We start from the raw sequence: 26,295 nt of genomic DNA, 5'->3' as shown, positions 1-26,295 counted from the left end.
GATTCCTGCGGCACAAGCGAACGCGCTTGAACCGCCATGTAAAACGGATGGAATGAACTCAGGAAGTAGCGGGCGGCCCGCGCGGCTTGGCGGCGGCCCAGGAGAACAGCGGCGCTGGCGCCTGGTGGAACAGGGAAGGGTAAAGGTCGTGTCCGCCGACGACGGCAAAGCTGAACGCTTCCGGTGGCGTGAATGCCTGCGGGCTGGCGTGCGCCGCGCAGTACGGGCACTTTTCCATGTGCTGCATCAGATCGGGCTGCTGCGGCGTGCCGTCATCCGGCAATTGAACGCGCTTGATGCCGTTGGCGCCGCACAGTTCCAGCCACTGCGGCGGACTGCCCTTGGGCGTCATCGCATGCGTAACCGCCGGCGCGAGCGCGCCGAACAGGACGGCCAGCAAGGCGATCCAGGCAATAAGCACGCGACGGTCAAGTATGGAAAACATGCCGCCATTGTAAAGCAGCTTGGATTTTTCTGCCTTTAGCTCCCAATACGGCTGGCGCAACGAGCGCATAAATGGATTGGATCTCTCCGTGACGTTTCGGGCCGTTGCCGAAAACGGTACAAGCCAGGCTTGCCAAGGCTAGTCTGGAAAAGCTGAGAGCATGGAACGACGCAGTACTGGATGCGCCATCGCTGAAGCAAGTGTTCGAGTAAGCACAGGTTTTTTTAATACGCGGTTAATGATCGCTGTCGGACAATCGGGTCTTTACCACCCGTTTGTCCGATCATGAACCGCGACCTGCCACTTCCAGAACTGTCGATCGTCATTCCCGTCTATAACGAGGAGGCGGGCCTGCCGGCGCTGTTCGCGCGACTGTATCCGGCGCTCGACCGCTTGCAGACTTCCTATGAAATCATCTTTATCAATGACGGCAGCCGCGACCGCTCTGTCGGCATTCTGGCCGAGCAGTTCCGGCTGCGGCCGGATGTCACGCGGGTGGTGCTGTTCAATGGTAATTACGGTCAGCACATGGCCATCCTGGCTGGCTTTGAGGCGGCGCGCGGCGACATCATGGTGACGCTGGATGCCGACCTGCAAAATCCGCCAGAAGAAATCGGCGTGCTGGTGGAGAAAATGCGCCAGGGCCACGATTATGTCGGCTCGATCCGCCGCAAGCGGCGCGATTCCGCGTGGCGCACCTGGGCCTCGAAGGCAATGAACCATGTGCGCGAAAAAATCACCAGCATCAAGATCACCGACCAGGGCAATATGCTGCGCGCCTACGGCCGCAATGTGGTCGACCTGATGAACCGGTGTGGCGAGGTGAATACCTTTGTGCCGGCGCTGGCTTACCGCTTCGCGCGCAATCCAGCCGAGGTGGTGGTCGAGCATGAGGAGCGTTCGGCGGGCGAATCCAAGTATTCGCTGTACAGTCTGATCCGGCTGAATTTCGACCTGGTCACCGGCTTTTCGCTGGTGCCGCTACAGTTCTATTCGATGCTGGGCATGCTGATGTCGATCGCTTCCGCCGTACTGGTCGGACTGCTGCTGGTGCGCCGACTGTTCCTCGGCGCGGAGGCGGAGGGTGTGTTCACGCTGTTTGCCATCACCTTCTTCCTGATGGGTGTGATCTTGTTCGGCATCGGCTTGCTGGGCGAGTACATCGGCCGCATCTACCAGCAGGTGCGCGCACGGCCGCGCTATGTGGTGCAGGCCATCCTCGAACAGAAGGCTGAAATGGTGCAATCGGCAAGGTTATAATGCGCTCGACCCAGCCATGGAGGGCTGGACATCGGAGAACACGCTACCTTGGATGCCGGAAGAAAATCGCGCAAGGCGCCGCATGATGCGGCGCTGCTGGCGGCCGCCTGCGGCATCGTCGGCAGCGAGGGCCTGGCCGGGCTGACGCTGCGGCCGCTGGCGGAAGCGCTGGGCGTGTCGGTCACCGTGCTGACCAGCCATTACGGCGCGCGCGCTGATGTGATTGCGGCGGTCTGCAACGCGGCCTGCGAGCAGGACAAGCAGCTAATGGCGGAGTGGCGCGGCACGCTGGCGGCGCTGGGCACGCTGTCGCCGGCAATCGCGGCCGAGCTGGCTGAAACCATGCTGGAAGAATTGGCCACGCATCATCGCGGCCTGTCGATACTGTATCTGGAACTGCTGCATGCTTGCACCTGGGATGCGGCGCTACAGCCGGTGTTCGCGGCGTGGCAGGCGGAACGGCGCGGCTTCTGGCAAGCGTTTGGCGAGCGCGCCGGCATGGCGCCGGGCTTGCTGTCTGGCGGCTGGTGGCATGGCTATATCCTCGCTGAACTGGCTTACGGGCTGGTGCTGGGACCGGTCACCGCTTACCGCAGCTTGCGCCGACTTTGCCTGCGCCGCCTGTTTGCTGGCGGTCTGGCGACCAGGGCAGATGCCGGCGACGCGGAATTGTTCGCGCTGTTGCTGGCGCGGATGCAGGCGGCCGATGGCGAGCTGGCTGGCGCGAACGGCGCCGGCACCAGCACGAGCGCCGGCACCAGCGCCAGCATAGCCGGTACTAATGGCATGGTCGCCGGCGCTATCGGCAGCATCGGCACCGCTAGCGCGAACGGTGCCGGCAGCGCGGGCCGTGAGCCGGCGTGGGCGGCGCAGGCGGGGCGCGTTTGTGGCCGCTGGCTGGCGGCGCGGGGCGTGCATGGCCTGACGCACCGCGCCGTGGCGGCGGAGATCGGCATCGCCCACACGACGCTGAGTTATCGCTATCCGGCCCAGCGCGATCTGGTGATCGCCGGCCTGGAATCGATCGTTGCGCACATCCGCTTCGCGGTGGATGCCGACAGCCTGACCGAGTTGCAGCGCCTCCGCGTGGAAGGCGACGGCAAGCAGCTGGACCTGGCGCGCGCCAATTTCGCCGTGGCGATTGCTGCCGCGCGCATGCCGGAGTTGACGGCTTACACAGCCGACATGCGCAGCCGGCGCGGCAACAATCTGGTGAAAGTCTTCATGAAGTATCTGCCGCAGGCACGCGGCATCGACGCGCTGTGTGCGCAAGTCATCTCGATGGGCCTGACTGGCTTGACCAACACCGAGCCGCCCGGCGAAGCATCCGACCAGACGGTAGCCGCAGCATTTGGCGCTGCGGCAAAGTGGCTGCAGCAGAATCAGTAGCCGCAGCCAGGGGCTCAAGCAGAATCAGTGCCGCAGCCAGGGGCTTACTCAGCGTAGGCCCACAGGTCCACCAGCGCGGCGCTGCTGTAAGTCAGCAGACGGAACACGGCAGGCGCGTAGTCGCTGTCAGCCACCAGGTAGCCTTCCGACTGCGCCGGCAAATCGCCGCAGCCAGAGGCTGCCAGTGACAGCTTCAGCGTACCCGGCAGCGACGACGTGCTCAATTTTCCTGACAGCTTGCAATTGCTGCCGCCCGCCACGATATCGCCACTGGCATTGACGCTGAACGTCGCCGCCGCACCGGACGCCAGGCGCACCGTGTAGCTGCGCGCGATGGCGCTGATACTCAGCGTGGCCGAGGTGGTGGCGTTGCTGTTCAACAGATCCAGCGAGGTATTGGCTGTCGGCGCCGGCGTCAGCTGCCATGCGCCGCCGGCGTCGCGGCGGTACACCGCGCTGGCCTGCTGGGCGCTGTTGTTGAGCACCAGCAGACGGCTGCCATCGGCCGCCGAATAATATTTGCCAGCGGTAGGATTGGCGCTATCGCCCGAACTGACCGCATACACGCCAGCCGCCAGATCGGCGACTTTGACTTCAGGCTTGGCGGCCTCGTTATTGCTGCCGCAGGCGGACAGCAGCAGGGCGGCCGCGCTGGCCAGAATAGTGAGGGAATTTTTCATGGCGCGGCTCACTGGGCAAACAGATCACGCAGGCGCAAGCGCAGCCATTGCTGGCCGGCCGGGCGCTGGTCGTAGCCAACCTGCATGGCGGTCACGGAAATCTTGGTCTTGTAGACGACAGCTTCATCTTCCGCCTGGTCGGCGGTGGCAGCGGCCGGCAGCGAGCCGCTCAGGCCCCACGGCGCGGCGCTGCTGAATTTCAGCGCGTAGGTATCGTAAGTGCCGATGCGCGCGAAAGCCCATGGCGCGGTGGCGGCAACGCCATCCGGGAAGTTGACGTTCAGCGCGGTGCCGGTTGGCAGCAGGGCGGAGCTGCCGGCCTTGGCTTGCAGCGCAGCGATCAGCTTGACGGTCAGCTGGGCGACAGTTTTGGAACGGGCGTTGGCCAGCGCGGTGTTATCGACCGTGTCGGTGCCGGCGCTCAGCGCGATGGCAGGCAGGCCACGGCCGGCGGCGAATTGCGCATTGCCGATGGTGCCGGAGTTGATCACCACCTTGCCGACGTTCTGGCCTTCGTTCGGACCGGACAGCACCAGGTCCGGCGCCTTGCCCCAGCGTGCCTGCGCCAGCACGTCCAGGCCATACATGGTGGCCATCACTGGCGTGCCGTGCACATAGTTGAAGTCGCCGCCGGTGTAGCCGCTCTTGGTGAACGGTCCGACCGCAGGCGCGCCGGTGGCGGCGGCACCGTTGTGGCAACCGCCTTCGGCTTCGATCTGCGTCTTGTCGTTGTCCGGAATGATGGTGTTGGTGCTGTACATCACGATGGCCGCGCTGCGGCCGCTCTGGCCGGTGCACGGCACCGAGACGATGACCGAGTGGCCGGCCGCCTTCAGTTCGTCATACAGGGCCTTGACGTTGCTGGTCAGGCCGTCATCGTTGGACAGCACGATATTCAGGGCGAAAGCAGGGCTGACGCACAAGGCGAGCGCGGCACTCATGGCTAAACGTTTCATAGGGTCCTCTCGGTGGGAAAACCGACAGAATATGAAAAGTTTATGACGGCGATATGACACGTGTACGAATTATTTGAACTTGAATATGGCGTAAAAAAAGACACTTGTACGGCTATTGTGTCGCTGCCTCGCCGGAATTTTCCGCTTGCCTGGTGGCCAGTACCTTGTCGATCCGCAGGCCGTCCAGGTCGACCACTTCGAAGTCCCAGCCTTGCCACTGGCAGCGGTCGCTGGTGCGCGGAATATCGCCCAACAGCAGCATCACCATGCCGCTCAGCGTGTTGTAGCGGCCACGTTCTTCCTCCGGCACATCGCGCAGGCCCAGGCGGTCTTTCAGCTCGGGAATAGGAATCAGGCCGTCCAGCAGCCACGAGCCGTCATGGCGCTGCACCGCCCACGATTCTTCCGGATGCGGCGTCTTGAACTCGCCGGTGATGGCTTCCATCACGTCCTGCAGCGTGACGATGCCGAGCACTTCGCCGTACTCGTCGACGATGAAGGCCAATTGCGCGCCGGACTGCTTGAAGTGCTCCAGCAATTCCATGCCGGTCAGCGATTCGGGCACGAATACCGGCTCTTCCAGCTGTGCGGTGAGGTCCAGCTGGTTGCCGTTCAGCGTCTGCATCAGCATCTGGCGTGCGCTGGCGACGCCCAGCACCTGGCGCCAGCCGTCGCGCAGCACCGGGAAGCGCGAGTGCGTGCTGGCGTTGAAGCGGCTCAGGTTGACGGCGGGATCTTCATCAACGTCGAAATAGATGATGTCACGGCGCGGGATCATGAACGAAGCGATCTGGCGGTCGTCCAGGCGGAACAGCTTGCGCACCATCTGGTGCTCCTGTTCTTCGATGACGCCGGAATCCGAGCCTTCCTCCAGCATCAGGTGCAGTTCTTCCTCGGTCATGGCCTGCGGGCCGGTGTTACGCACGCCCAGCAGGCGCAGCACCAGTTGCGTCGATGCCGACAGCAGGCGCACAAATGGGCGGGCGATGATGGCCAGCAGCTGCATCGGACGGGCGATCAGGCGCGCCAGCGGTTCCGGATTCAGCTGGGCCAGACGCTTCGGCACCAGTTCGCCCAGCACAATCGAGAAGTAGGTCAGGATGACCACGATGGAAGCGGTGGCGGCGTTGTCGGCCCATTTTTCAGGCACGCCATGGGACAGCATCCATTCGCCGAATGGACGGGCCAGCGTGGCTTCACCGACGATACCATTCAGCACGCCGATGGAGGTGATGCCAATCTGGATGGTGGACAGGAACTTCGTGGGATCTTCGCCCAGTTGCAAGGCGGCGCGGGCGCCGTGGTCGCCGCCTTCGGCCAGCTTGGCCAGGCGGGCCTTGCGGGCCGTCATCAGTGCGATTTCAGCCATGGCAAACAGGCCGTTGAGCAGGATTAACCCCAAAAGTATAGCAATTTCCATCGAAGTGGCGCACCAGGCGCGATGTTAGAAAGCGCCTATTCTATGCCAGAGTTCTTAAGAATCTATTTTTTGGCCTTGCCTATATTTCCAGCACCAGATGGCCGGGGGCGGTAGCCCAGGAGACGCAGGTGCACATACCGGTGGCGCGCATCTCTGGCGTCAGGCAGATGTCGCGGTGCAGCGGCTGGCCTGACAGTACCAGCGTATAGCACTTGCCGCATTCGCCGCGCTGGCAGTCGTAGGAAACGAAGGCATCGGCCGCCAGCAGCGCGGCCAGGATGGACGTGCCGGGCTGGACTTCGACCGTCATTTCCGATAGCGACAGTTCGACCGTCAGCGGCCCGTCATCCTGCTGCGTGCGGGCGCCGAAGCTTTCGAAGTGCAATGCATCGGCCGGCCAGCCTTGCTGTGCGCCAGCTTCGGCCAGGCCTTGCAGCAGCGGGGCCGGCCCGCAGGAATACAGGCTGTCGCCGTCCTGATAGGGGCCGAGCAGGGCGCCGAGATCGGCGCGGCCGCTCTGGTCGGCGATGTGCAGCACGATGCTGGCGTGCGGCAGGGCGCGCAGTTCGTCCAGCAGCACCAGCCGTTCGGTGCTGCGCGCCAGGTAGTGCAGCGCGAACGGCTGGCCGGCCGCGCTGAGCGCGTGCGCCATCGATACCAGCGGCGTGATGCCGATGCCGCCGGCAATCAGCAGCACACGTGCGCCGGCCGCGTTCAGCGGAAAGCTGTTGAACGGACCATCGATGGTGATCTCGCTGCCGGCCGCGTAGGCTTCATGCAAGCGGCGCGAGCCGCCCTTGCCGCTATCCTCGCGCTGGACGACGATGCGGTAGGTGTCGGTGGCGCCGGCGGCGCCGACCAGCGAATAGTGGCGTTCAAGCGCACCGCCATCGGCATCCTTGAAGTGTACGACGATGTGCGAGCCGGACTGCCAGTCGGGCAGGGCGGTGCCGTCCTGGCGGCGGAGCTGGAACTCCTTGACGGCCTGCCCATGGGCGATGACCTGCGAGATGACGTAGCCCATGGCTTTAGCTGACTGCCGGATTGAACGGTGACGCATCCAGGTATTCCCACTCCACCTGTTGCGGCGTGTCGCGCAGGATCCAGCGCGCAACCTTGAATTCCCAGTAGCGCTTGGTGCCGCCGGTTTCGTTGTGCGGATCTTCCTGATGCCACAGCACGGTGGCGGCGCCGGTCAGTTGCAGCAGCTGGCCACGCTCGAAATCCGGGATGCACAAGCCGGCGTTCGGATTGACGTGGAAATTGCCCAGCGTGTTGAACAGGCTGTTGCCATCGTAGTCGGGGATGCGCAGCGTGTTTTCGTCCACCTGCTTGATGAAGCCGGGCTTGCCGCCGCGATGCGAGGCGTCCGCGCCAGCGCTGTCATGGCGGCTGGCGAGGAATAGCGTGTCGGCCTGCTGGATGATCTGCTCCACCGGACCGCGCAGCACCGTGCCATGCGCCGTTTGCACCGGCACCACCGGCTCGCCCATCCGGCGCAACTGGCGGCGCTGGATGTATTTCGGGCAGTTCGGATACGCCTCGCGGATCGCCACCTCGGCGCCTTCCGCGTCCAGCCGGCTCAGCTTGCCATTGACGCGGTAGCGCCGGCGCGAGCCCAGTTCGATGAACAGCATGCCGATGTCCGGAATCGCCTGGATGTTGCTCCAGAACGGATCAGACAGATCGCGCTCCTGCTGCGGAATATTGATGAGGACGGAACTGCCGTCATTGGTTTGCACAAAGCCTGGCTTGCCGAACAACAGCGAGGCCCAGACCCTGCCGTCCGCATCCGTGCTGCCCACCACGGCCATGAACAGCTTGGCGATGAAGGGACGGGCGCCGCCGATGACCTTGTCGGTCATGACGCTGATATTGCGGTCGGCGATGGCGGTTTCGCCGGCGCGCTGCTGCGCTTCACGTTCGCCCGCGTGGAAGCTGTCGTTCATTGCGTTCTCCATCGTTGATTGCTATACGGCGTATTGTGCGCAGTCCGCCGTAAAACAAGAATACCTGCCCGACGCAAGTAACTATTTCGCCGGCCGAAACGATGAATTGATCCAGGCGTTGTTTATCCGGCGCAGGCCAGTGCCTAGAATGGCCTCACCCAACTGACCTGTTAGCGAAAGGAAGCAAACCATGAAAGTCGCAATCATCATCCTGTCCGACCCAAAAGCCGGCGAAGAAGCACTGGGCCGCATGTTCAACGGCCTGGCCGCCGCCTATGACTTCAAGCAGAAAGGCGTCGAAGTCGGCATCTATTTCCAGGGCACCGGCACCCGCTGGCCTGGCGTGCTGGCTTCGGACCAGCACCCGATCCACGCGCTGTACAAAGGCGTGGAAGACACGGTGGTCGGCATCTCCTGCGGCTGCGCCGACGTGTTCGGTGCACGCGAGGAAGTCGAGAAGGCCGGCTTCGACCTGATCACCGACAACAGCGTGCCTGGCACCTCCGGCCTGCCCAGCATTGCGCAGATCTCGGCGGATGGCTACACCGTCTTCATTTTCTAACCGATCTGCGCTGAAGGATCTCATCATGAAAACACTCCGCATACTTGCCGCGCTCAGCCTGGCGCTGCTGGTGCACGCCGCGCCGCCCGCCTACGCCAAGGACGTCGCCAACGTGGCCAGCACCGCTGCCGTGGAATACCGCACCGTCAAGGTCGACGGCGTGAATGTGTTCTACCGCGAGGCAGGACCGAAGAACGCGCCGGTGCTGTTGCTGCTGCACGGTTTCCCGACCTCGTCGCAGATGTTCCGCAATCTGATTCCGCAGCTGGCCGACCGCTACCGCCTGATCGCGCCCGACTATCCGGGCTATGGCCAGAGCGACATGCCGCCAATGGACAAATTCACCTACAGCTTCGACAACCTGGCCAATGTGATCGACAAGTTCACCCAGACGCTGGGCCTGACGCGCTATGCGCTGTATGTGCAGGATTACGGCGCGCCGATCGGCTTCCGCGTCGCCACCGCCCATCCGGAGCGTGTGACTGCCATCGTGGTGCAGAACGGTAATGCCTACGACGAGGGCATCGCCCACAGTTTCTGGGATGATCCGCGCGTCTACTGGAAGGACAAGACCGAAGCGAACGGCAACAAGCTGCGTCCGCTGTTTGAACTGGCCGGCACCAAATGGCAATACACGGAAGGCGCGCGCGACCCGGCGCACGTCAGCCCGGATGCGTGGACGGTTGACCAGGCGTATATGGATCGTCCCGGCAACAAGGACATCCAGCTGGAGATGTTCTACAGCTACGGCACCAATCCGCCGCATTATCCTGCATGGCAGGCCTACTTCCGCAAGCACCAGCCGCCGATGCTGATCGTCTGGGGCAAGAACGACAAGATCTTCCCGCCAGCCGGCGCCCATCCTTATCTGCGTGACCTGCCGAAGGCAGAACTGCACTTCGTCAACACCGGCCACTTCGCGCTGGAAGAGGATAGCGTGGCGATTGCCAACTACATCCGTCCTTTCCTGGCGAAGAACGTGAAAGCGGCTAAGTAAGCGCCAGTTCCGCTTCCAGCGCGGCAAACAGGATGTCCATGCCGTTGTGGTAGATGGCGTCGATCTCGGTCACGCGCAGGAAGGGCATGGCAGCGGTGATGTGGGGGAATTCGGCCGGCCGGCTGAAGTCCTCCAGAATGATTGGCGTCGCGTCCGGCTGTTTGGCGCGGCTGCCGACTTCCGCCAGGCCGGCGCCGGCGGTGAAGTTGGCCATCATGCGGTAGTAGCGCGCGCTTTGCGCCGGATTCATGCCGGCTTCGTGAAAATGCCCCAGCAACTGCTCGTAGAACTGCAACGCGGTTGGCGTGCGGAAGCGGCGCGATACCATGCTGAGGTAGGCGTGCGGATGGTCGATGGCCATCAGGCGCAGGCCGTCGAAGGTGCGGCGTGCGCGTTGCAGCGGCGTGCCGTCCGGCGTCAGCGTCGCCGACACCTCATCGAGCACAATGTCGAGAATGCCATCCAGCAGCTCGGCCTTGTTGCGGAAGTAGTGGTAGAGCGCCATCGCCTCCACCCCCAATTCGCTGCCCAGCTTGCGCATGCTGAGCTGGTCGATGCCATGTTCGTCTATCATGCTGAGCGCCACCTGGGCGATGCGCTGGCGGTCCAGCGGTTCGGTCTTGTTTTTCACACTCTTAATTTGCCTTTTTATTCACGATGCACATGCATTATCGCACTGGAACAGAAACCATAGAAATAGCTGCACGCCGGCATTTTTTCGCCGCTGCGCCGGACGGCTTCGGCTGCACCATCATTGACTTGCCAGGGACTTCGGCCACGCTGCTGAGCGTCCTGGCGATGCCGTCGCCGACCATGAACCGGGTGGCCGGCCTGCCGGGCGGGCAGCCGCTGGCGGACGAGACGCTGGCGCAGATCCGCCAGTTTTTCCGCCAGCGCGGGATTCCGCGCTTCTGGCTGCACGCCTGGAACACGCCGGACAGCGCCGTGCTGCACGACAGCCTGCTGGCGCATGGCTGCACCCGGCGCGGCGCCTGGGGACAGTTTGAGCTGGTGCTGGCGGGCTTGTTACCGCCAGCAGCGGCCTCATCCCTCAACATCCGCCTGGCGACAGCGGAAGAATACGGCCTCGCTGGCCAGATCCTCAGCGACAGTTTCGGCATGCCCTTGCTGACGCCATGGATGGCGGGGCTGGCGGGCCGGCCGGCGTGGCAGGTGTTCTTCGCCTGTGATGAGAATGGCACGCCGGTCGCCACCGGCACTTTGCTGATCGACGGCGTGCAGGCGTGGCTTGGCATGGGCGGCACCTTGACGGCCGCACGCGGACGCGGTGCCCAGCAGGCCTTGCTGGCGGCGCGGCTGGCGGCGGCCAAGTCGGCCGGCTGCGTCATGGCCAGCGTCGAAGCCGAGGCTGCCGAACCGGGCGAAAGCAGCACGTCGCTGAACAACATCCTGCGTGCCGGTTTCCGGCAGGTGGGAACGCGGCAGAATTATTTATGCGATAGTTAACTTTACAGTGTAAGCACAGATGTGTATTCTGCTGGACTTTACAATGTAAAGCTCAGAGGAGTAGCAATGGATCGTCGATATTTTCTGGCCGCCAGCGTGGTGGCTGCGGCAGGTGGCGCAGCGGCAGCGGCCGCGCCCGATGGCATTACTGTGACCAGGCCGGATGGCGTCAACCCGCCGGGCATCCGCACGGCCGGTATCAAGATGGTGCCGGTGGTGGGCGGCAAATATAAGGTGTGGACCAAGAAGATCGGCAGCGGCCCGGTCAAGGTCCTGCTGCTGCACGGCGGCCCCGGCTTCACCCACGAATACCTGGAGGCGATGGAATCCTTCCTGCCGCAAGCCGGCATCGAGATGTATTACTACGACCAGCTGGGCTGCGGCAACTCCGACCAACCTGACGACCCGTCGCTGTGGACGCTGCCACGCTATCTGGAGGAAGTGGAAGAAGTACGCAAAGGCCTGGGGCTGGACAACTTTGTGTTGTACGGCCATTCGTGGGGCGGCGTGCTGGGCATCGAATATGCATTGACGCATCAGCGCCACCTGCGCGGCCTGGTGATTTCGAACATGACCGCCGGCATGCAATCGCTGCTGAAGCACCTGGACACCATCAAGCAGCAATTGCCCCCGGCCTCGCTGGCCAAGCTGCTGGCGCTGGAAGCCAAGGAGGCCTATGACGCGCCGGAGTACGAGCAGATCATGATGGAAGACCTGTATCCGAAGGTCATCTGCCGCACGACACCTTGGCCGGAGCCGGTCGAGCGTACCTTCCGCCACGCCAACCAGAAGATCTACAACCTGATGCAGGGCAAGAGCGAATTCCTGATGACCGGCAACCTGAAGGATTGGGAACGCTGGGACCGCCTGCACGAAATCAAGGTGAAGACGCTGACCATGGGCGCCAAATACGATGAAATGAATCCCGAGGACATCCGCAAGATGGCCAGCCTGATGCCACGCGGCCGCGCCGTTATCTGCGAGCAGGGCAGCCATTTGTCGATGTGGGACGCGCAGGCTGATTACTTCGCGCACCTGCTGAAGTTCCTTCAATCCGTATGATTGATATATAATGAGAATCATTTTCATTCAGTCGGATTAAACGGGTGCCTGTCTCTGGCAATCAACAGCTTAAGGAGCGCCAGCTGACAGGCGATACACTGACCAGACTCTACGAGCGCTGGCGCGCGCCATTGGTGCGCCTGCTGCAGCGGCGCACCGGTAGCCGCCATCTGGCGGAGGACGCTACGCAAGAGGTGTTTGCGCGCCTGGCGGCGTCGGGCAGGGCGCTGACGCCGGCCGAGGAAGCGCCGTATCTGGCCACTTCGGCGCGCAATGCCGCCACCGACCAGTGGCGCCGCAGCGACGACGCCGAGCTGGTGTCGATGGACGCGGCCGAGCAGGAATTGAAGGCGCTTCCGGATCAACCGCAGCGTGAGCCGCAGCAGATCGTCGAGCAGCGTCAGCGCATCGCGCGCCTGAACGACGCCGTCGCAGAACTTCCGCAACGGCAGCGCCAGGCCTTCCTGCTGAACCGTATCGACGGCATGACCCATGACGAGGTCGCCGCCGCCATGGGGATTTCGGCGCGCATGGTGGCCAAGCACCTGTGCCGGGCCATGGCCTATTGCCAGTTGCGCGTCAACTACGGTAGCGTGGAGCAGATGGAACGCCTCCATGTACACGAGGAAGAAGCCGGGGATACGCCATGAGCCACGACCTGATTGCCTTGCATGAGCAGGCTGCGCAATGGTTCATGCGCCGCAGCGAGCCGGGCTGGACCGGCGCCGACCAGCACGCGCTGACCGTGTGGCTGGCAGCCTCACCACAGCATCGTGAAATTTATGAAGGCATGGCATTGACCAGCCATGACTTGCACCATATTCCGCTGGCGCAGAAAACCTCCCGGCGTCCGCACGCCGCATCCGCCCCTGCCAACAGGGCGCGTGGTGCGCAGGCTGGTCGGCGGGCATGGCTGACGGCAGCGTTGGCCGCGTGTGCGCTGCTGGCGGTTGGCGCTGGGTCAGGCTGGCAGCACTGGCAGCACTGGCAGCATTGGCAGGGCGCACCTGCCTATGAACTCGCCGTCGCTACCGCGCCCGGCGAAGTCCGCACGCTGGATCTGCCGGATGGTTCCACCATCGTGCTCAACATCAATAGCAAGCTGACAGTCCGCTATGGTAGCCACCGGCGTGAAGTGGTACTGGAAGGCGGCGAAGCCTTTTTCAAGGTCGCCCGCGACGCGCAACGGCCGTTCACCGTCGCCAGTGGCGCCAGCGAGGTCAAAGCGGTCGGCACGGCATTCAACGTCCGCGTCACGCCGGCGCAGATCGTGGTGAAAGTGCGGGAAGGCCGGGTCGAGGTCCGCCCGGACAGTGGCGCCAGCCAGGCGCAAATCTACGTGCTCAACGCCGGTGGCGGCCTCGGCATCCATCCAGCCAGCCACCGCGCGCGCAGCATCGCCGTTTCGGCGGACACCGTGGGCGACTGGCGCAGCGGCCAGCTGCATTTCAGGAGCGCACCGCTGGCGGAAGTGGCCGCCGATTTGCAACACTATCTTGGTCAGCCGGTGGTGGTGGAAGGGGCACTGGCCCGGCAGCCGATCTCCGGTGTCGCCTCTACCCGTGAGCCACGCGCCTTCCTGCTGGCGCTGCCAGCGCTGCTGCCATTACGCGTCCAACAGCAGCTGGATGGCAGCTGGCGCATCACCGCCCGCTGAAAAATATTTGCGCATTATTCGCATCCCAGGTTCTGACTTTCCCAGGCTGTGCGTTATTACCTAAGGGGACCACCCCAAGCGGTAACTATTAACGAGGAATGGGGAAGATGAAGGAGACCTTACGTCAATGCGCAGCCTGGCTGCATACCTGGGCCGGGCTGGTGGTCGGCTGGGTATTGTTCTTTGTGTTTGTCACCGGCACCGCCGGCTATTTTCAGCATGAAATCACCCGCTGGATGCAGCCGGAACGCGTGGCGCCGCAAGCGCCCGCGCAGCCGCTGACGCTGGCCGACACGCAGCGCCTGGCAGGCCTGGCGCTCGACCGGCTGGCGCAGGCCGCGCCGCAAGCCGCCAACTGGCGCATCACCTTGCCACACTACGCACAAGGCAACCGCTCGTGGCAGGAATTCGGCGTGCGCTGGGAGCAGATGCCCGAGCCAGGCCACGATTACGGCCCCGCCGTCGCCGAACGCCTGGACCCGGCCAGCGGCGCCTTGCTGCCACAGGAGGCGGAGCCGCGCGCCACCACAGGCGGCTCCGGCCTGTACCGCATGCACTACTCGCTGCACTATATCCCGTACACCTGGGCGATCCGTATCGTCGGCGTCTGCACCATGCTGATGCTGATTGCCATCGTCACCGGTGTCATCACGCACAAGAAGATCTTCAAGGACTTCTTCACCTTCCGTCCCGGCAAAGGGCAGCGCAGCTGGCTGGATGCGCACAACGCCATCAGCGTCATGGCGCTGCCGTTCTTCCTGCTGATTACCTACAGCGGCCTGGTGTTCTTCCTGTACAGCTACATGCCAGCCGGGCGCGACATTGTGTATGGCACCGACCATGACCAGGTCGAAGCCTTCTTCGACGAACTGTACGATGGCGGCCACCAGCACACGCCGGTCAGCCGGCCAGCGATATCGCTGGCGCCGCTGATAGAACAGGCGCAAGCCGCCTGGGGGCCGGGCAAGCTGGCCTCGATCCTGATCGAAGCGGACGAAGGCGAACCGCCGGAGGTTGTGCTGTCGCGCGTGGCGGGCAATCACTTGAGCGCCTATCGTCCGGCCACGCTGCGTTTCAACGCGCAGACCGGCAAGCAACTGCCGGAGAAGCCGGAGCCGGGTGGCAGCGCTGCCGCCACACAGGACGTGATGTTCAGCCTGCACGAAGGGATGTTTGCCGCGCCATGGGGACGCTGGCTGTATTTCGTCGCCGGCCTGCTGGGTTGCGCGATGATCGGCACCGGCCTGGTGTTGTGGACCGTCAAGCGGCGCAAGCACCATCTGGCCTCCGGCTTTGAAGGCGCCGACCACTTCGGCGTGCGGCTGGTGGAAAACCTCAACGTCGCCACGATTGCCGGCCTGCCGCTGGCGCTGGCCGCCTATTTCTTCTCCAACCGCCTGTTGCCGGTGGCGCTGAACGAGCGCGCCGCATGGGAAATGCACTGCCTGTTCGCTGTCTGGCTGGGCACGCTGTTCTACGCGATGGCGCGTCCGCTGACGCGGGCATGGATCGAATTGCTGTGGGCGGCTTGCCTCGGCTTCGCGCTGGTGCCGCTGCTGAACGTGCTGACCACCAGCCGCCACCTCGGCCACACGCTGCCGCAGGGGGACTGGGTGCTGGCCGGTTTCGACCTCACCATGCTGGGCCTGGCGGCGCTGTTTGCCGTGATGGCCGTCAAAGTACAACGCCGCCTCGCGCCGGCCAAGGGAATCGCATGAGCAAGACATTGACGACTGCCGATCGCTGGTCGGTACTTTCACGCATTGTGGCGGCCGCGCTGGGTGGCTACGCGCTGACTTCGGCCGCCACTGTGCTGGTGGCCTTGATCTGGCCGGCGCCCAAGGCGCAAGCCGTGCTGTGGGGCACGATGCTGAGCTTTGCCGTCTACACCACGGCAGTGATCTGGGCCTTTACCACCCGCAGCGCCACGCGCGCGTGGATCGGCATGCTCGGCAGCACGGTCGTGTGCGCCGGCCTGGCGTGGCTGCTGAAAGGAGGTTTGCCATGAATACCCTGCTGCATATCGGCATTCTGGCGATCAGCCTGCTGGGTTTCCTTGCGCTGGCGCTGGCCAGCGAGCGTTATGGCGAGCATCTGTCAGGCCGTCAGCCTTCGCCGCGCGCGCAACTGCTGGCGCGCATTGCCGGCTGGCTGTTGCTGGCGGTGGCGCTGGCCTGGGGGATCACTGAACTGAATGCCGGCATCGGCATTGCGATGTGGCTGGGCTGGTTGAGCGTGGCGGCGCTGGTGCTGGTGTTCTCCTTTCCGAAATGGCCATGGCAGCCGCCGGCACGCGAGAAGCCTGATCGCATCCCAAGGCTGCCAGCCGCCGGCACGGTGCCGGTGCCGCGCGTGCGCCGCGTGGTGGCGGCGCTGCTGCTGGTGGCCACCGGCAGCGTGTTTGCCTACAGCCTGGCCAGGGTGGAGCCGCAGTTGCTGAAGCGTCCCGATGCGGTGCGTGGCAAGATCGGACCTTGGGAGTTCACGCTGGCCGAGGCGCATCGCGAGGCGCCGGAATTGATGGCGATGGATATACCGTTCAAGGAATTCCGCATCCGCTTCTGCGAAACCTGCGACCTGGAGATCCGCCAAGTGCTGATCAAGGTGAATAAACCGCGCAACGAGCGCACCACCGGCATGGCCTTCTTCGGCGCACGTTGGGAGCGCAAGGCGGAGATTCCGCTGCCGTCCACCATCAACGCCGACAGTGAGCTGTGGCTGACGGTGGTCGGCAAGGATGGCAGCGTCCACCAGCAGGCCGTGCGGCTGGTGCTGGTGTCGCCGTCGACGGTGGAGTGGTTCAATCAACACAAGGAGCAGTAATGCGTCACGCTAAACATTTGATCGTGCTGTCCGGCCTGCTGCTGGCGGCTGGTGTGCAGGCACACGAGCCGGTGGTCAGGTGCTATCTGCTGGACGACGCCACGGTGCGTTGTCGCGGCTCGACCAATGATGACGAAGCGCTGCCCGGCGCGCGCATGGAGGTGGTGGGGCACGACGGCAAGACGCTGCTGGAAGCCAAGCTTGACGCCAATTCCACGCTGACATTCAAGAAACCGCAGCAGCCGTTCTATGTGTTGTTCGATACCGGGCCGGGTTTGCAGGCCATCGTCGAGCAGGAGGAAATCACCAGGCCGGCGCCGGGCCGCGCACCCGGCTGGATGCGCAAGCCCTGAGCCTGGTCAACGGCTGGCGTCTGCCTCGGGTACGCCAAAATCCGGTGTACCGTCCGCGCGCCACTGGATCAGCTGCGCGCGCGTGTGGCGATTCGGATCGCCGAGCGGATCACCCTTGATGTCGCGGTAACTGCGGGCGTGATATACCAGAATGCCCGACTTGCCGTCCGGCGTGGTGGTGAATGAATTGTGGCCGGGGCCGTACTGGCCGTTCTTGTCGCTGCTGGCGAAGACCGGCGCCGGCGACTTTTTCCATGATTTGGGATCGAGCAGGTTGGCGCTCGCGTCCGCCGTCAGCAGGCCCAGCACATAGTTGGCGTCGGTCTTGCTGGCGGAATAGGTCATGAACACGCGGCCGTTCTTTACCAGCACGGCCGGCGCCTCGTTCACATCGAAGCCGATCTTTTCCCACGCCAGCTCCGGCTGGCTGAGCATCACTGCGGGGCCGGCGATGGACAACGGCGTATCCATCCGCGCCAGGTAAATTGCCGTCACATGCTTGTCGTTCTCCGGCGGACGCTGCGTCCATGCCAGATAGCGCTGCTTGCCGACCGTGAAGGTGGTCGCGTCCAGCGAGAAGGTTTCCCAGCCGGTCTTCAGCTGGCCGCGCTCGATCCAGCTGCCTTCCAGCGGATTCGGCGACGCGTTCTCCAGCACGTACAAGAGGATCTCCCACGGTTTCTCCGCCTGGCCAGCGGTGAAGTAGACATACCATTTGCCATCGATGTAATGGATCTCCGGCGCCCAGATATGCGCGCCCATCGGCCCGGTGGCGTGCTTGCGCCAGATGGTCTTGACCTCGGCCTTGCCGAGATCATTCAAGTCCTTGGCCCGGCGCAGCTCGATGCGGTCGTATTCGGGCACGGTGGCGGTGTAATAGTAGTAGCCGTCGCTATGCAGCGTCACCTGCGGATCGGCGCGCTGCGTCACCAGCGGATTCTGAAATGCCGGCGCCGCTGATACATTCGACATCAACAGCGCAGCAGCCAGCGCAAAAGCCAAGCGATTCATCCATCGTCTCCATTGTATTTTTCAACGATGATGAAACGAAACCCGCCGGCCTTCCAATAACTTTTTTGCATCCAGCGATACTTTTATTGGAATCGATATTCACGCGACCAGATTTGTTCTCCTGACAGGCCAAAGGTGACTTTTTCAATATCAGGCGGCAAAGGAACACTCACTGTGAAACTACCACTCTTGTCGGGGTGCGTTGAAGCCATTTCGACAAGAATGCGGGTCGATTTTCCTTCATCGACGACTCGGATGCTTTCCGCCACGATAGAGCTGTGGAAGATTAGGCCGCGCAGCATAAGTTTCACTTGAAAGTGGTCTGTGGCGACTTCCAGTGACTGAATGCGTACATCGCCTGTTTCCGCTATACGGGGAAGTGTCATGGCGGTACCTCCTTTCATCCCATTGTAGATCAATCAGGTTTAGGTTTAAAACCTCTCCCTGACTTATGAATTTTGTCACCCGGGTTTTGCTCGAATTTTGTGCCAAGATTTGCTCTCAATATAGATTTGGCTAGTTTGGCGGGTGTGCTGAGCATCGCGTTACGGTGGACAAGACATTCCCCTGTAGCCGATTCCCACGCCTCAGCAGCAAAGGCCGAGCAAGGATTTGCCAGAGACCACGCATCCGAGCCTGCTGCGCGATAGGATGCAATAGTGGCAAAAAGATTTGCCGCCTGCTGTGTGTTGATGAACATCACGCGACAGTATTCACTTTGTCGACCGAGCTCCAGATTCTCCTTCAGCCCGTTTGCGCCGCTGTCTGGATGATTGCCCCATGTGCCATAAGTGACAGGAAAGCCGTCGATAGGGCAATACTCGATCCAGCTGTGCCCAAAGATACCGCCTTCTGATGCATTTGAATGTATTTTTAGTATCCCGCTCATGATGGCGTACTCCCGGTGGCTACCTTACATAACCAGCTCAAAGCACGATTGATCTATAACAAACTTCTTCAGCATGTCTCTTACAGTTCATAATGGTAGAAGTTGATAGTTATCAGGATTCCCTCTCCGCATGAAATTGAAGATCTTCGCCTCTCTGACACTGGCAATTGCGCTAACACCATTCACCCACGCGCAAGACACCCGCTACGTGCCGCACGCGTCGTACACGCAGCTGGCGATACCTGGCCCGGCTTGCCTGACGATGAATCAGCCGTGGGAGGACGTCTGGAATCCCTGCGCGGAAGCGGACCACAAGGATTGGTTGCAGGATCTGCGCCATTGGCGCGACGAGCGCCGTATCCGCGTCGGCTACGATGGCAGCCGCTATGCGCGGCCGTCGGCACAGTGGACGCAGTCGAGCTATATGCAGGCGCAGATGATGGTCGAGGACCGCTATTTCTATGACCCGGTCAAGCGCCAGTACACGGTCGACCGCTACCTGGATGACCTGGAAAAACGCTTCGGCGGCATCGATGCGGTGCTGGTCTGGCCGACCTATCCGAACATCGGCCTGGACGACCGCAACACCATCGACATGGTGCGCTCGCTGCCGGGCGGCATTCCGGCGGTGAAGAAAATGGTGGCCGAGTTCCACCAGCGCGGCGTGCGCGTGATGTTTCCGATGATGTTGTGGGACCAGGGCACGCGTGCGCTGGAGCGTTCCTGGCCGGACGAACTGGCGGCGCTAATGAAGGAAATCGGCGCCGACGGCATCAATGGCGATACCCAGGACGGCGTGCCGCTGGCCTTCACACTGGCCGCCGACAAGATCAACAACCCGCTGGTGTTCCAGCCGGAAGGCCTGCCGTCCGACGAAGCGCTGGCCTGGAACCTGATGACCTGGGGCCAGTACACTTTCCCGTTCGCGCCGACCGTGGACCGCTACAAGTGGCTGGAAACGCGCCACATGGTCAATATTTCGGACCGCTGGAACCGCAGCAAGACCGATGATCTGCAATTCGCCTTCTTCAACGGCGTCGGCTGGGAAAGCTGGGAAAACATCTGGGGCATCTGGAATGGCATCACGCCGCGCGACGGCGAAGCCACCCGCCGCGTCGCTACGCTGTCGCGCCTGTACACGCGCTTCCTGGTCAGCCCGGAGTGGGAGCCGCACTATCCGTCGCGTCGCCATGGCGTGTTCACCAGCCGCTGGCCGCTGGCGGAAGGCACGTTCTGGAGCATCGTCAACCGCAACGAGTACGAGAGCAAGGGCGTGCAACTGCGCGTGCCATACCGCGACGGCGCACGCTACTTCGACGCCTACCATGGCGTTGAATTGACGCCGCAACGCGATGGCGACGGCGTGCTGCTGTCGTTCCCGATCGAGGCGCGCGGCTTCGGCGCGGTGCTGATGACCCACGCCGCGCCCGACGCCAGGCTGCAAGCCAACCTCGCCAGAATGAAGGCGATGACAGCACGCCCGCTGGCCGATTTCTCGGCCGAATGGAAACCCTTGCCGCAGACGCTGACGCCAGTTGTGCCGACCAGGTTGACCAGCAGCGCACCGGAAGGCATGGTCGAGATCCCTGCCGGCAAGTTCGACTTCACGCTGCGTGGCCTGGCGATTGAGGGCGGCAACACGGCCGGCGTCGATGTGCAATATCCATGGGAGGACAGCGCGCGCCGCTTCCACCAGCATGATATGGACATCAAGCGTTTCTTCATCGACCGCTACCCGGTCAGCAACGCCCAGTTCAAGGCCTTCATCGACGCCACCAGCTACCGTCCGGCCGACGATGCCAACTTCCTCAAGCACTGGAAGAACGGCAGTTATCCGGCCGGCTGGGCCAACAAGCCGGTCACCTGGGTCAGCCTGGAAGACGCGCGCGCCTACGCAGCGTGGGCCGGCAAGCGCCTGCCGCGCGAATGGGAGTGGCAGTACGCCGCCACCGGCAGCGATGGCCGCGTCTACCCATGGGGCAACGACTGGCGCGCCGACCTGGTGCCGCAGCAGGCCAGCGGCCGGCTGGTGGCGGCGCCGGCTGATGTCGATGCGCATCCCGGCGGTGCCAGCCCGTTCGGCGTGCAGGACCTGGTCGGCAATGTCTGGCAGTGGACTGACGAATACAGCGACGAGCACACCCGTTTCGCCATCCTGCGCGGCGGCAGTTCCTATCGTCCGCAAGGCGCGATGTGGTATTTTCCACAGGCCTATCGCAACGATCAGCACGGCAAGCTGCTGCTGATGGCGCCGGGCCGCGACCGCGCCGCCACGCTTGGTTTCCGTTGCGTGACCGACGCCGAATAACCGGAGAAACAGCATGCTGCTGAAAGACATGATGAGCAAGGCGGTGGTGACGGTCGAACCGGACGACACGCTGGCGCTGGTCAAGCAAATGTTCCACCTCGGGAAATTTCATCATGTGCTGGTGATGGAGCAGGGCCAGCTGACCGGCGTGGTATCCGACCGCGACCTGTACAAGGCGCTCAGCCCCAACATCGACACGCCGGCCGAGAGCTACAAGGACGCTGTCACGCTGAACAAGACGGTGCGCGAAATCATGTCGCGCCAGCCCATTGTGCTGAAGGACGACGCCACGCTGGATGACGCCATCGATATCTTCAATGCGCATATGATTTCCTGCATTCCCATTGTCACGCAGCAGGGCAAGCTGCTCGGCATCCTCAGCTGGCGCGACATCCTGCGCAACCTGCGCTCGCTGGAGAAGCGATGAACACCCTGGACGCGCTGACCGGACTGGCCGACCGCGCCGCCTTCCGCGAAGGCCTGCGCGCAGCATTGCAACGCGCAACCCGGACCGGCACGCAAGTGGCGCTGGTGCTGGTCAACCTGGACGGTTTTCAGGCGATCAACGACCTGCATGGCCAGGACAGCGGCGACGCCTTGCTGCGCGAGATGGCCAGCCGCGTTCTGCAACTGGCGCGTGCCGGTGAAATGGCGGCGCGGCTGGGCGGAGATGAATTCGCCATCGTCTGCGAACAGGTGACGGCGCCGGCGGCGCTGGCCGCGTTGGCCCAGCGCATCGGCCTTGCGGTGCAGGCGCCGGTGGCCATCGATGGCGAGAAAGTGCTGGTCACCGCCAGCATCGGCATTGCCACCGCCAGCGATGTCAGCACCGCAGTTGCCGGTGATCCTGGCGACGAACTGCTGCGCTTTGCGGCGGCAGCGGTGCAGGTGGCGCGCGACGCCGGCGGCAACGGCTGGCGCTTCTTCGATCCGCAACTGCACGACCGCGCCATGCAGCGCATGGACCTGTCGCATGGTCTGCAACTGGCGCTGGAACGCAACGAAATGGCGCCACGCTTCCAGCCCATCGTCGACGCCGGCAGTGGCCGCATCGTCGGCGCCGAACTGCTGCTGCGCTGGTTCCCGCAGCAAGGGGAGGTGTCGCCGGCCGAATTCATCCCGATTGCCGAAGCAAATGGCGCGGTGATCGGCATCGGCGCCTGGGTCTTCCGCCAGGCTTGCCTGGCCGAGCGCGACTGGCATGCGCGCTGGGGCGCGAAGGCGCCGTATGTATCGGTCAACGTCTCGGTGCGCCAGCTGGATGATGCCGGCCTGGCCGACAGCTTCGCCGCCATCCTGCGCGACACCGGTGCCGATCCGCAGCGTTTGCTGCTGGAGATTACCGAGAGCATGCTGATGGATGACATCGTCGCCAAGCTGCGCGTGCTGGACCAGCTGTCGGCGCTGGGCCTGCGCATGGCGATGGATGATTTCGGCACCGGCTATTCGTCGCTGGCGCAACTGGCGCGGCTGCCGGTACAGGTGCTGAAGATCGACCGCTCCTTCATCAACGATATTGCCGAGAGCGGCGAGAGCAGGGCGGTGGTGGAGGCCATCATCAGCCTCGGCCGCGCGCTCGGCCTGCGGCTGGTGGCCGAGGGCGTGGAAACCGCCGCCCAGCAGCTGGAACTGTGCGGCTACGGCTGCGACTACATCCAGGGCTATTATTTTTACCGCCCCATGCCGGCGGAGCAACTGGTGGCCGCTGTCGACAAACAGGCGGCGCTGGGCGAGCTGCCGCAACCTGGCGGCCTGTATTTCCTGCTATATGTCAGCGAATCGGTGGCGCCGTTATCGCAGAGGCAACTGGACCAACTTCTTCTCCGTACCCGCGCCAACAACGCCGAGGCCGGCATTACCGGCTGCCTGCTGTATGAGGATGAGCACTTCATGCAGATCCTGGAGGGCGAGCGCAGCCAGGTGCTGGATACCTTCGAGCGCATCCGCGCTAGCAAGCTGCACGCCCGCGTCCGGGTGGTCATCGAAGGACCGGCGCGGCGCCGGGTATTCACCCACTGGAGCATGCTGTTGCCGGATAGCACAGCCGCACGCCGGCACGGCCCGGACTTCCGCGCCTGGCAAACCCATCCGATGCGCTTCGACAGCCTTGCCGACGATGCGCGCGTCTGCTATGCCTTCATCACTGCTTACGTGCCTGACGTGAAACACTAGTGCCATTGCGTAAGCTTTGTCTTACGCAAACACAGCACTCGCCCCTATGCAAGATCGCTGCTGAAGTCCAGATAATCGATAGCATCACCTGGATACGGAAAGCGGTCATGAAGATTCTCAAGCAGCGCCTGCTACGCGGCGCTAGCCCGCATTGCGCGCCACCTTGTTTGCAGGCGATTATCGACGTGCAGCCGTGGCATGAGCACTCGTCGGGCGACTTTCCGGTGTTGTGCGAGCGGCTGCTGGCGTGGATGCCGACGCTGCGCAAGCAGCAGCGCGCAGGCGGCCGCCCGGGCGGCTTCGCCGAGCGTCTGCGACAAGGTGCGCATTTCGGCGACATTATCCAGCACGTCACGATGGAATTGCAGCATCTGGCAGGCAATTACGTCACCTTCAGCCAGGTCAACGAAGTCGGCGGGCAGCCCGGCTGCTATCGCGTGGTCTGCGGCTACGCCTCGGAACGCGTGGTGGCAGCTGCGTTGGGGATGGCGGTGGCGCTGACCGAGGCGCTGGCGCGGAACGCGGAATACGACTACACCGGCCAGTTGCGCCGGTTACGGCGGCTGGCACAGCGCTGTGCCGTCAGCCCCGCCGTCAGCGCGGCGCTGACGGCAACACGCCGGCGCGGCATTCCAGTCCACCGCATCAGCGAGGATGCGGAAGAATTCCAGCTGGGCTGGGGCAGCCACCAGCGCCTGATGCGCGCCACCACCACGGCCACCGACCTCGACGCCATGTTTGCCGGCAGCGATGGCCGCATCCCGGTGATCGCGGTCACAGGCACCAATGGCAAGACCACCACCACCCGTCTGATCGCCCATGCGGCCGCTCAGGCCGGCAACCGCGTTGGCATGGCGTGCAGCGAGGGCGTGTATCTCGGCGGCATGCTGGCCGACACCGGCGACTGCACCGGCTACCATTCGGCCCGATTGGTGCTGAGTTCGCCACAAGTCGATTTCGCCGTGCTGGAAACAGCACGCGGCGGCATCCTGCGGCGCGGCCTGGCATTCGATCGCTGCGATGTCAGCGTGCTGCTCAATATCAGCGAAGACCATCTCGGCATGGATGGCGTGGAAACGCTGGCCGGGCTGGCGCGGGTCAAGCAGGTGCTGCTGAACGCCGCCTCGCGCGCCGTGGTGCTGAACGCCGAAGACCCGCTGTGCGTGGCCATGGCGGCGCAGCTGCGCGGTGGTCCCGAGGTCTGGTATTTCTCGCTTGATGCGGAAAATCCGCAACTGCTGCGCCACCTGGCGCAGGGCGGGCGCGCCGTCTACCTGCAAGACCATGTCGCCATCCTGGCCGGCGGCGCGCGCCATCAGGCCTTGCTTGACGTGCGCCGCATGCCGGTGACGCTGGACGGCGCCGCCCGCTGCCACATTGCCAATGTGCTGGCCGCCGCCGCAGCGCTGGTGGCGGCTGGCTTAGCGCCGGAGCAGGTCGTATCCGGCCTGGCCGGGTATGTCGACGACAGCAGCAGCGAGGTGCTGCGCTCCAAGATTACCGACATCAATGGCGTCCATGTCATTGTGGACTATGCGCACAACGGCGCCGCCTATACGGCGCTGGCGCAGATGGCGCACGCCATTTCGGACGGCCATGTGGTCGGCGTGATCTCGCTGCCTGGCGACCGCCGCGATGCGGATTTGATGAACGTCGGCGCCATCTGCGCTGCCGGCTTCGATGATCTGGTCATCTATGAGGCCGATAACCGTGGCCGCAAGCAGGGCGACACCGCGCGCCTGCTGGCCTGCGGCGTGCGCAACGCCAACGTCAGCAAGGGCCGCCTGCACTGCAAGCTGGATGCGCAGCGCGCGCTCCGCTTCGGGCTGGGCATGTGCAAGCCGGGCGATGTGCTGGTGTTTGGCTGCTGCACGTCGCTGAAAGATGTAATCGCCGCACTGCCGCCGGTCGTGCTGGCTTAACCGTAAAGAAAGGCTGAAATATGCATACTGCAATCGTAGTCCACGGCGGTGCCGGGGCGGGAGAAGAATTGAGCGCCGGCTGCCGCAGCGCAGCCCAAGCCGCCGCCGGGGCGCTGGCGCGGGGCGAGCAAGGCCTGGCGGCAGCCATCGCCGCCGTATTGGTGATGGAAGATGATGAGCGCTTCAACGCCGGCACCGGCTCGGCGCTGGGACTGGATGGCAAGACCATCGAAATGGATGCTTCGGTGATGGACAGCCGTGGCACGCTGGGTGCTGTGGCGATATTGCGTTCGGTGCGCAATCCGGTGCTGGTGGCGCGCGACGTGGCAAAGTCGCCGCATGTGCTGCTGGCCGGTGAGGGCGCACTGCGTTTTGCCCGCATGATGGGGCACGAAGCTTACGATGTGGTCAGCGACAAGGCCCGTCGCGAACATCAGAAGATGCTGGAGAAAATGGCGACCTGCGAACAGCCGATGGCGGGCGTTGACAATATCGAATTCGAACGCTATTGGAACTACGACGGTCAGCCCACCTTCAAGGCGCCGCATGGCTGCGACACGGTAGGTGCGGTGGTGCGCGACGCTGATGGCCACTTTGCCGTGGCCGGCTCCACCGGCGGCTCGGCGCCATCGTTGCTGGGCCGGGTCGGCGATACGCCGCTGATCGGCAGCGGCTTCTACGCCGGCGCGGACGGTGCGGTGGCCGCCACCGGTATCGGCGAATACATCATGCGCAATATGCTGGCCAGCAAGGTCTACCATTGGATCGCCGGCGGCATGGACCTGCACGAAGCGCTGCGACGCGGTATCGCGCTGGTGCCGCCGGATGCCGATACCGGCCTGATCGCGGTCAGCAAGACCCAGGCCGGCTGGCTGGCCAATGCATCGACACCGTTTGCACACTTGTAGCGCCCTGTGTGAATCCTCGCACACAGGCAGGCTGTGCGAGTGATTATCATGCAAGTCCACTTATC

At 63.6% G+C, this 26,295-nt stretch carries 27 protein-coding genes; 17 read left to right on the top strand and 10 right to left on the bottom strand.

Going from position 1 to position 26,295, the window contains the following annotated elements; translation table 11 throughout:
* Positions 1 to 58: 58 nt before the first annotated feature.
* The gene (locus tag BLS51_RS04020; RefSeq protein WP_090180659.1) at positions 59 to 445 is read right to left on the bottom strand and encodes a DUF2946 domain-containing protein; all 387 of its coding nucleotides are present in this window, start codon (positions 443 to 445) and stop codon (positions 59 to 61) included.
* Between the two features lie 285 nt (positions 446 to 730).
* Between BLS51_RS04020 and BLS51_RS04015 the strand changes: the two genes are divergently transcribed.
* A complete protein-coding gene (locus BLS51_RS04015; RefSeq protein ID WP_090177846.1) occupies positions 731 to 1,705 on the top strand; it encodes a glycosyltransferase in 975 nt (324 codons plus the stop codon).
* Positions 1,706 to 1,753: 48 nt separating this feature from the next.
* Entirely contained in the window at positions 1,754 to 3,094 is a 1,341-nt protein-coding gene (locus BLS51_RS04010; RefSeq protein WP_090177849.1) for a TetR/AcrR family transcriptional regulator, read from the top strand.
* A gap of 44 nt (positions 3,095 to 3,138) precedes the next feature.
* Here BLS51_RS04010 and BLS51_RS04005 read toward each other — a convergent pair whose 3' ends face one another.
* From BLS51_RS04005 to BLS51_RS03985, 5 genes are all read right to left on the bottom strand, one after another.
* Positions 3,139 to 3,774, bottom strand: a complete 636-nt coding sequence (locus BLS51_RS04005) for a hypothetical protein (RefSeq protein WP_090177853.1) — start codon at positions 3,772 to 3,774, stop codon at positions 3,139 to 3,141.
* Between the two features lie 8 nt (positions 3,775 to 3,782).
* The gene (locus tag BLS51_RS04000; protein WP_090177857.1) at positions 3,783 to 4,730 is read right to left on the bottom strand and encodes a 5'/3'-nucleotidase SurE; all 948 of its coding nucleotides are present in this window, start codon (positions 4,728 to 4,730) and stop codon (positions 3,783 to 3,785) included.
* 112 nt (positions 4,731 to 4,842) lie between these two features.
* Entirely contained in the window at positions 4,843 to 6,150 is a 1,308-nt protein-coding gene (locus BLS51_RS03995) for a hemolysin family protein (protein WP_090177860.1), read from the bottom strand.
* 79 nt (positions 6,151 to 6,229) lie between these two features.
* Positions 6,230 to 7,210, bottom strand: a complete 981-nt coding sequence (locus BLS51_RS03990; RefSeq protein WP_090177863.1) for a PDR/VanB family oxidoreductase — start codon at positions 7,208 to 7,210, stop codon at positions 6,230 to 6,232.
* The gene (locus BLS51_RS03985) at positions 7,179 to 8,099 is read right to left on the bottom strand and encodes a PNPOx family protein (protein WP_217636404.1); all 921 of its coding nucleotides are present in this window, start codon (positions 8,097 to 8,099) and stop codon (positions 7,179 to 7,181) included. Before BLS51_RS03985 ends, BLS51_RS03990 begins: the two co-directional genes overlap by 32 nt.
* A gap of 190 nt (positions 8,100 to 8,289) precedes the next feature.
* Here BLS51_RS03985 and BLS51_RS03980 point away from each other — a divergent pair, with 190 nt between their 5' ends.
* Entirely contained in the window at positions 8,290 to 8,661 is a 372-nt protein-coding gene (locus BLS51_RS03980; RefSeq protein WP_090177869.1) for a DsrE family protein, read from the top strand.
* A 25-nt stretch (positions 8,662 to 8,686) separates the two neighbouring features.
* Entirely contained in the window at positions 8,687 to 9,658 is a 972-nt protein-coding gene (locus BLS51_RS03975; RefSeq protein ID WP_090177871.1) for an alpha/beta fold hydrolase, read from the top strand.
* Here BLS51_RS03975 and BLS51_RS03970 read toward each other — a convergent pair.
* Entirely contained in the window at positions 9,651 to 10,289 is a 639-nt protein-coding gene (locus BLS51_RS03970) for a TetR/AcrR family transcriptional regulator (protein WP_090177874.1), read from the bottom strand. The genes BLS51_RS03975 and BLS51_RS03970 overlap by 8 nt on opposite strands.
* A gap of 32 nt (positions 10,290 to 10,321) precedes the next feature.
* Between BLS51_RS03970 and BLS51_RS03965 the strand changes: the two genes are divergently transcribed.
* The 8 genes from BLS51_RS03965 to BLS51_RS03930 all read left to right on the top strand — a co-directional run bounded on the left by BLS51_RS03965 (position 10,322) and on the right by BLS51_RS03930 (position 17,020).
* Positions 10,322 to 11,125 carry a hypothetical protein gene (locus tag BLS51_RS03965; RefSeq protein ID WP_090177878.1) on the top strand — a complete coding sequence of 268 codons (804 nt, stop codon included), beginning with the start codon at positions 10,322 to 10,324 and terminating at the stop codon, positions 11,123 to 11,125.
* Positions 11,126 to 11,191: 66 nt separating this feature from the next.
* Positions 11,192 to 12,187: a proline iminopeptidase-family hydrolase gene (locus tag BLS51_RS03960; RefSeq protein WP_090177882.1), complete on the top strand. Its 996-nt coding sequence runs from the start codon at positions 11,192 to 11,194 to the stop codon at positions 12,185 to 12,187.
* A gap of 44 nt (positions 12,188 to 12,231) precedes the next feature.
* Positions 12,232 to 12,837: an RNA polymerase sigma factor gene (locus BLS51_RS03955; RefSeq protein WP_229207392.1), complete on the top strand. Its 606-nt coding sequence runs from the start codon at positions 12,232 to 12,234 to the stop codon at positions 12,835 to 12,837.
* Complete coding sequence (locus BLS51_RS03950; protein WP_090177885.1) at positions 12,834 to 13,844, top strand: FecR family protein; 1,011 nt, start codon at positions 12,834 to 12,836, stop codon at positions 13,842 to 13,844. The genes BLS51_RS03955 and BLS51_RS03950 overlap by 4 nt, the downstream gene beginning before the upstream one ends.
* Before the next feature lie 107 nt (positions 13,845 to 13,951).
* Positions 13,952 to 15,562, top strand: coding sequence for a PepSY-associated TM helix domain-containing protein (locus tag BLS51_RS03945; RefSeq protein WP_090177888.1), 1,611 nt, complete (start codon positions 13,952 to 13,954; stop codon positions 15,560 to 15,562).
* Positions 15,559 to 15,852, top strand: coding sequence for a DUF3649 domain-containing protein (locus tag BLS51_RS03940; protein WP_090177892.1), 294 nt, complete (start codon positions 15,559 to 15,561; stop codon positions 15,850 to 15,852). The genes BLS51_RS03945 and BLS51_RS03940 overlap by 4 nt, the downstream gene beginning before the upstream one ends.
* Positions 15,849 to 16,667 carry a DUF3325 domain-containing protein gene (locus tag BLS51_RS03935; protein ID WP_090177895.1) on the top strand — a complete coding sequence of 273 codons (819 nt, stop codon included), beginning with the start codon at positions 15,849 to 15,851 and terminating at the stop codon, positions 16,665 to 16,667. Before BLS51_RS03940 ends, BLS51_RS03935 begins: the two co-directional genes overlap by 4 nt.
* Positions 16,667 to 17,020 carry a hypothetical protein gene (locus BLS51_RS03930; protein ID WP_090177898.1) on the top strand — a complete coding sequence of 118 codons (354 nt, stop codon included), beginning with the start codon at positions 16,667 to 16,669 and terminating at the stop codon, positions 17,018 to 17,020. The genes BLS51_RS03935 and BLS51_RS03930 overlap by 1 nt, the downstream gene beginning before the upstream one ends.
* Before the next feature lie 6 nt (positions 17,021 to 17,026).
* On the opposite strand, the gene BLS51_RS03925 is transcribed toward BLS51_RS03930, so the two are convergent.
* The 3 genes from BLS51_RS03925 to BLS51_RS29190 form a co-directional block, all read right to left on the bottom strand.
* On the bottom strand, positions 17,027 to 18,031 hold the full coding sequence (locus tag BLS51_RS03925) for a glycoside hydrolase family 43 protein (protein ID WP_090177902.1): 1,005 nt from the start codon (positions 18,029 to 18,031) through the stop codon (positions 17,027 to 17,029).
* 83 nt (positions 18,032 to 18,114) lie between these two features.
* Complete coding sequence (locus tag BLS51_RS03920; RefSeq protein WP_090177906.1) at positions 18,115 to 18,417, bottom strand: hypothetical protein; 303 nt, start codon at positions 18,415 to 18,417, stop codon at positions 18,115 to 18,117.
* A 29-nt stretch (positions 18,418 to 18,446) separates the two neighbouring features.
* Positions 18,447 to 18,920, bottom strand: coding sequence for a hypothetical protein (locus tag BLS51_RS29190; protein WP_139168643.1), 474 nt, complete (start codon positions 18,918 to 18,920; stop codon positions 18,447 to 18,449).
* A gap of 130 nt (positions 18,921 to 19,050) precedes the next feature.
* Here BLS51_RS29190 and BLS51_RS03915 point away from each other — a divergent pair, with 130 nt between their 5' ends.
* The 5 genes from BLS51_RS03915 (at position 19,051) to BLS51_RS03895 (ending at position 26,230) form a co-directional block, all read left to right on the top strand.
* Entirely contained in the window at positions 19,051 to 21,228 is a 2,178-nt protein-coding gene (locus BLS51_RS03915) for an SUMF1/EgtB/PvdO family nonheme iron enzyme (protein ID WP_090177911.1), read from the top strand.
* A gap of 13 nt (positions 21,229 to 21,241) precedes the next feature.
* Positions 21,242 to 21,655 carry a CBS domain-containing protein gene (locus tag BLS51_RS03910; protein ID WP_090177914.1) on the top strand — a complete coding sequence of 138 codons (414 nt, stop codon included), beginning with the start codon at positions 21,242 to 21,244 and terminating at the stop codon, positions 21,653 to 21,655.
* Positions 21,652 to 23,400, top strand: a complete 1,749-nt coding sequence (locus tag BLS51_RS03905) for an EAL domain-containing protein (protein ID WP_090177917.1) — start codon at positions 21,652 to 21,654, stop codon at positions 23,398 to 23,400. The genes BLS51_RS03910 and BLS51_RS03905 overlap by 4 nt, the downstream gene beginning before the upstream one ends.
* A 107-nt stretch (positions 23,401 to 23,507) precedes the next feature.
* Positions 23,508 to 25,322: a cyanophycin synthetase family protein gene (locus BLS51_RS03900; RefSeq protein ID WP_090177920.1), complete on the top strand. Its 1,815-nt coding sequence runs from the start codon at positions 23,508 to 23,510 to the stop codon at positions 25,320 to 25,322.
* A gap of 20 nt (positions 25,323 to 25,342) precedes the next feature.
* Positions 25,343 to 26,230 (top strand): isoaspartyl peptidase/L-asparaginase, encoded by an 888-nt coding sequence (locus BLS51_RS03895; protein WP_090177924.1) that lies wholly within the window; start codon positions 25,343 to 25,345, stop codon positions 26,228 to 26,230.
* The last annotated feature ends 65 nt before the right edge of the window (positions 26,231 to 26,295 follow it).

It is taken from the genome of Duganella sp. OV510 (assembly GCF_900100205.1).
GTDB lineage: Bacteria > Pseudomonadota > Gammaproteobacteria > Burkholderiales > Burkholderiaceae_D > Rugamonas.
This window is presented reverse-complemented; position numbering and strand designations above follow the sequence as displayed.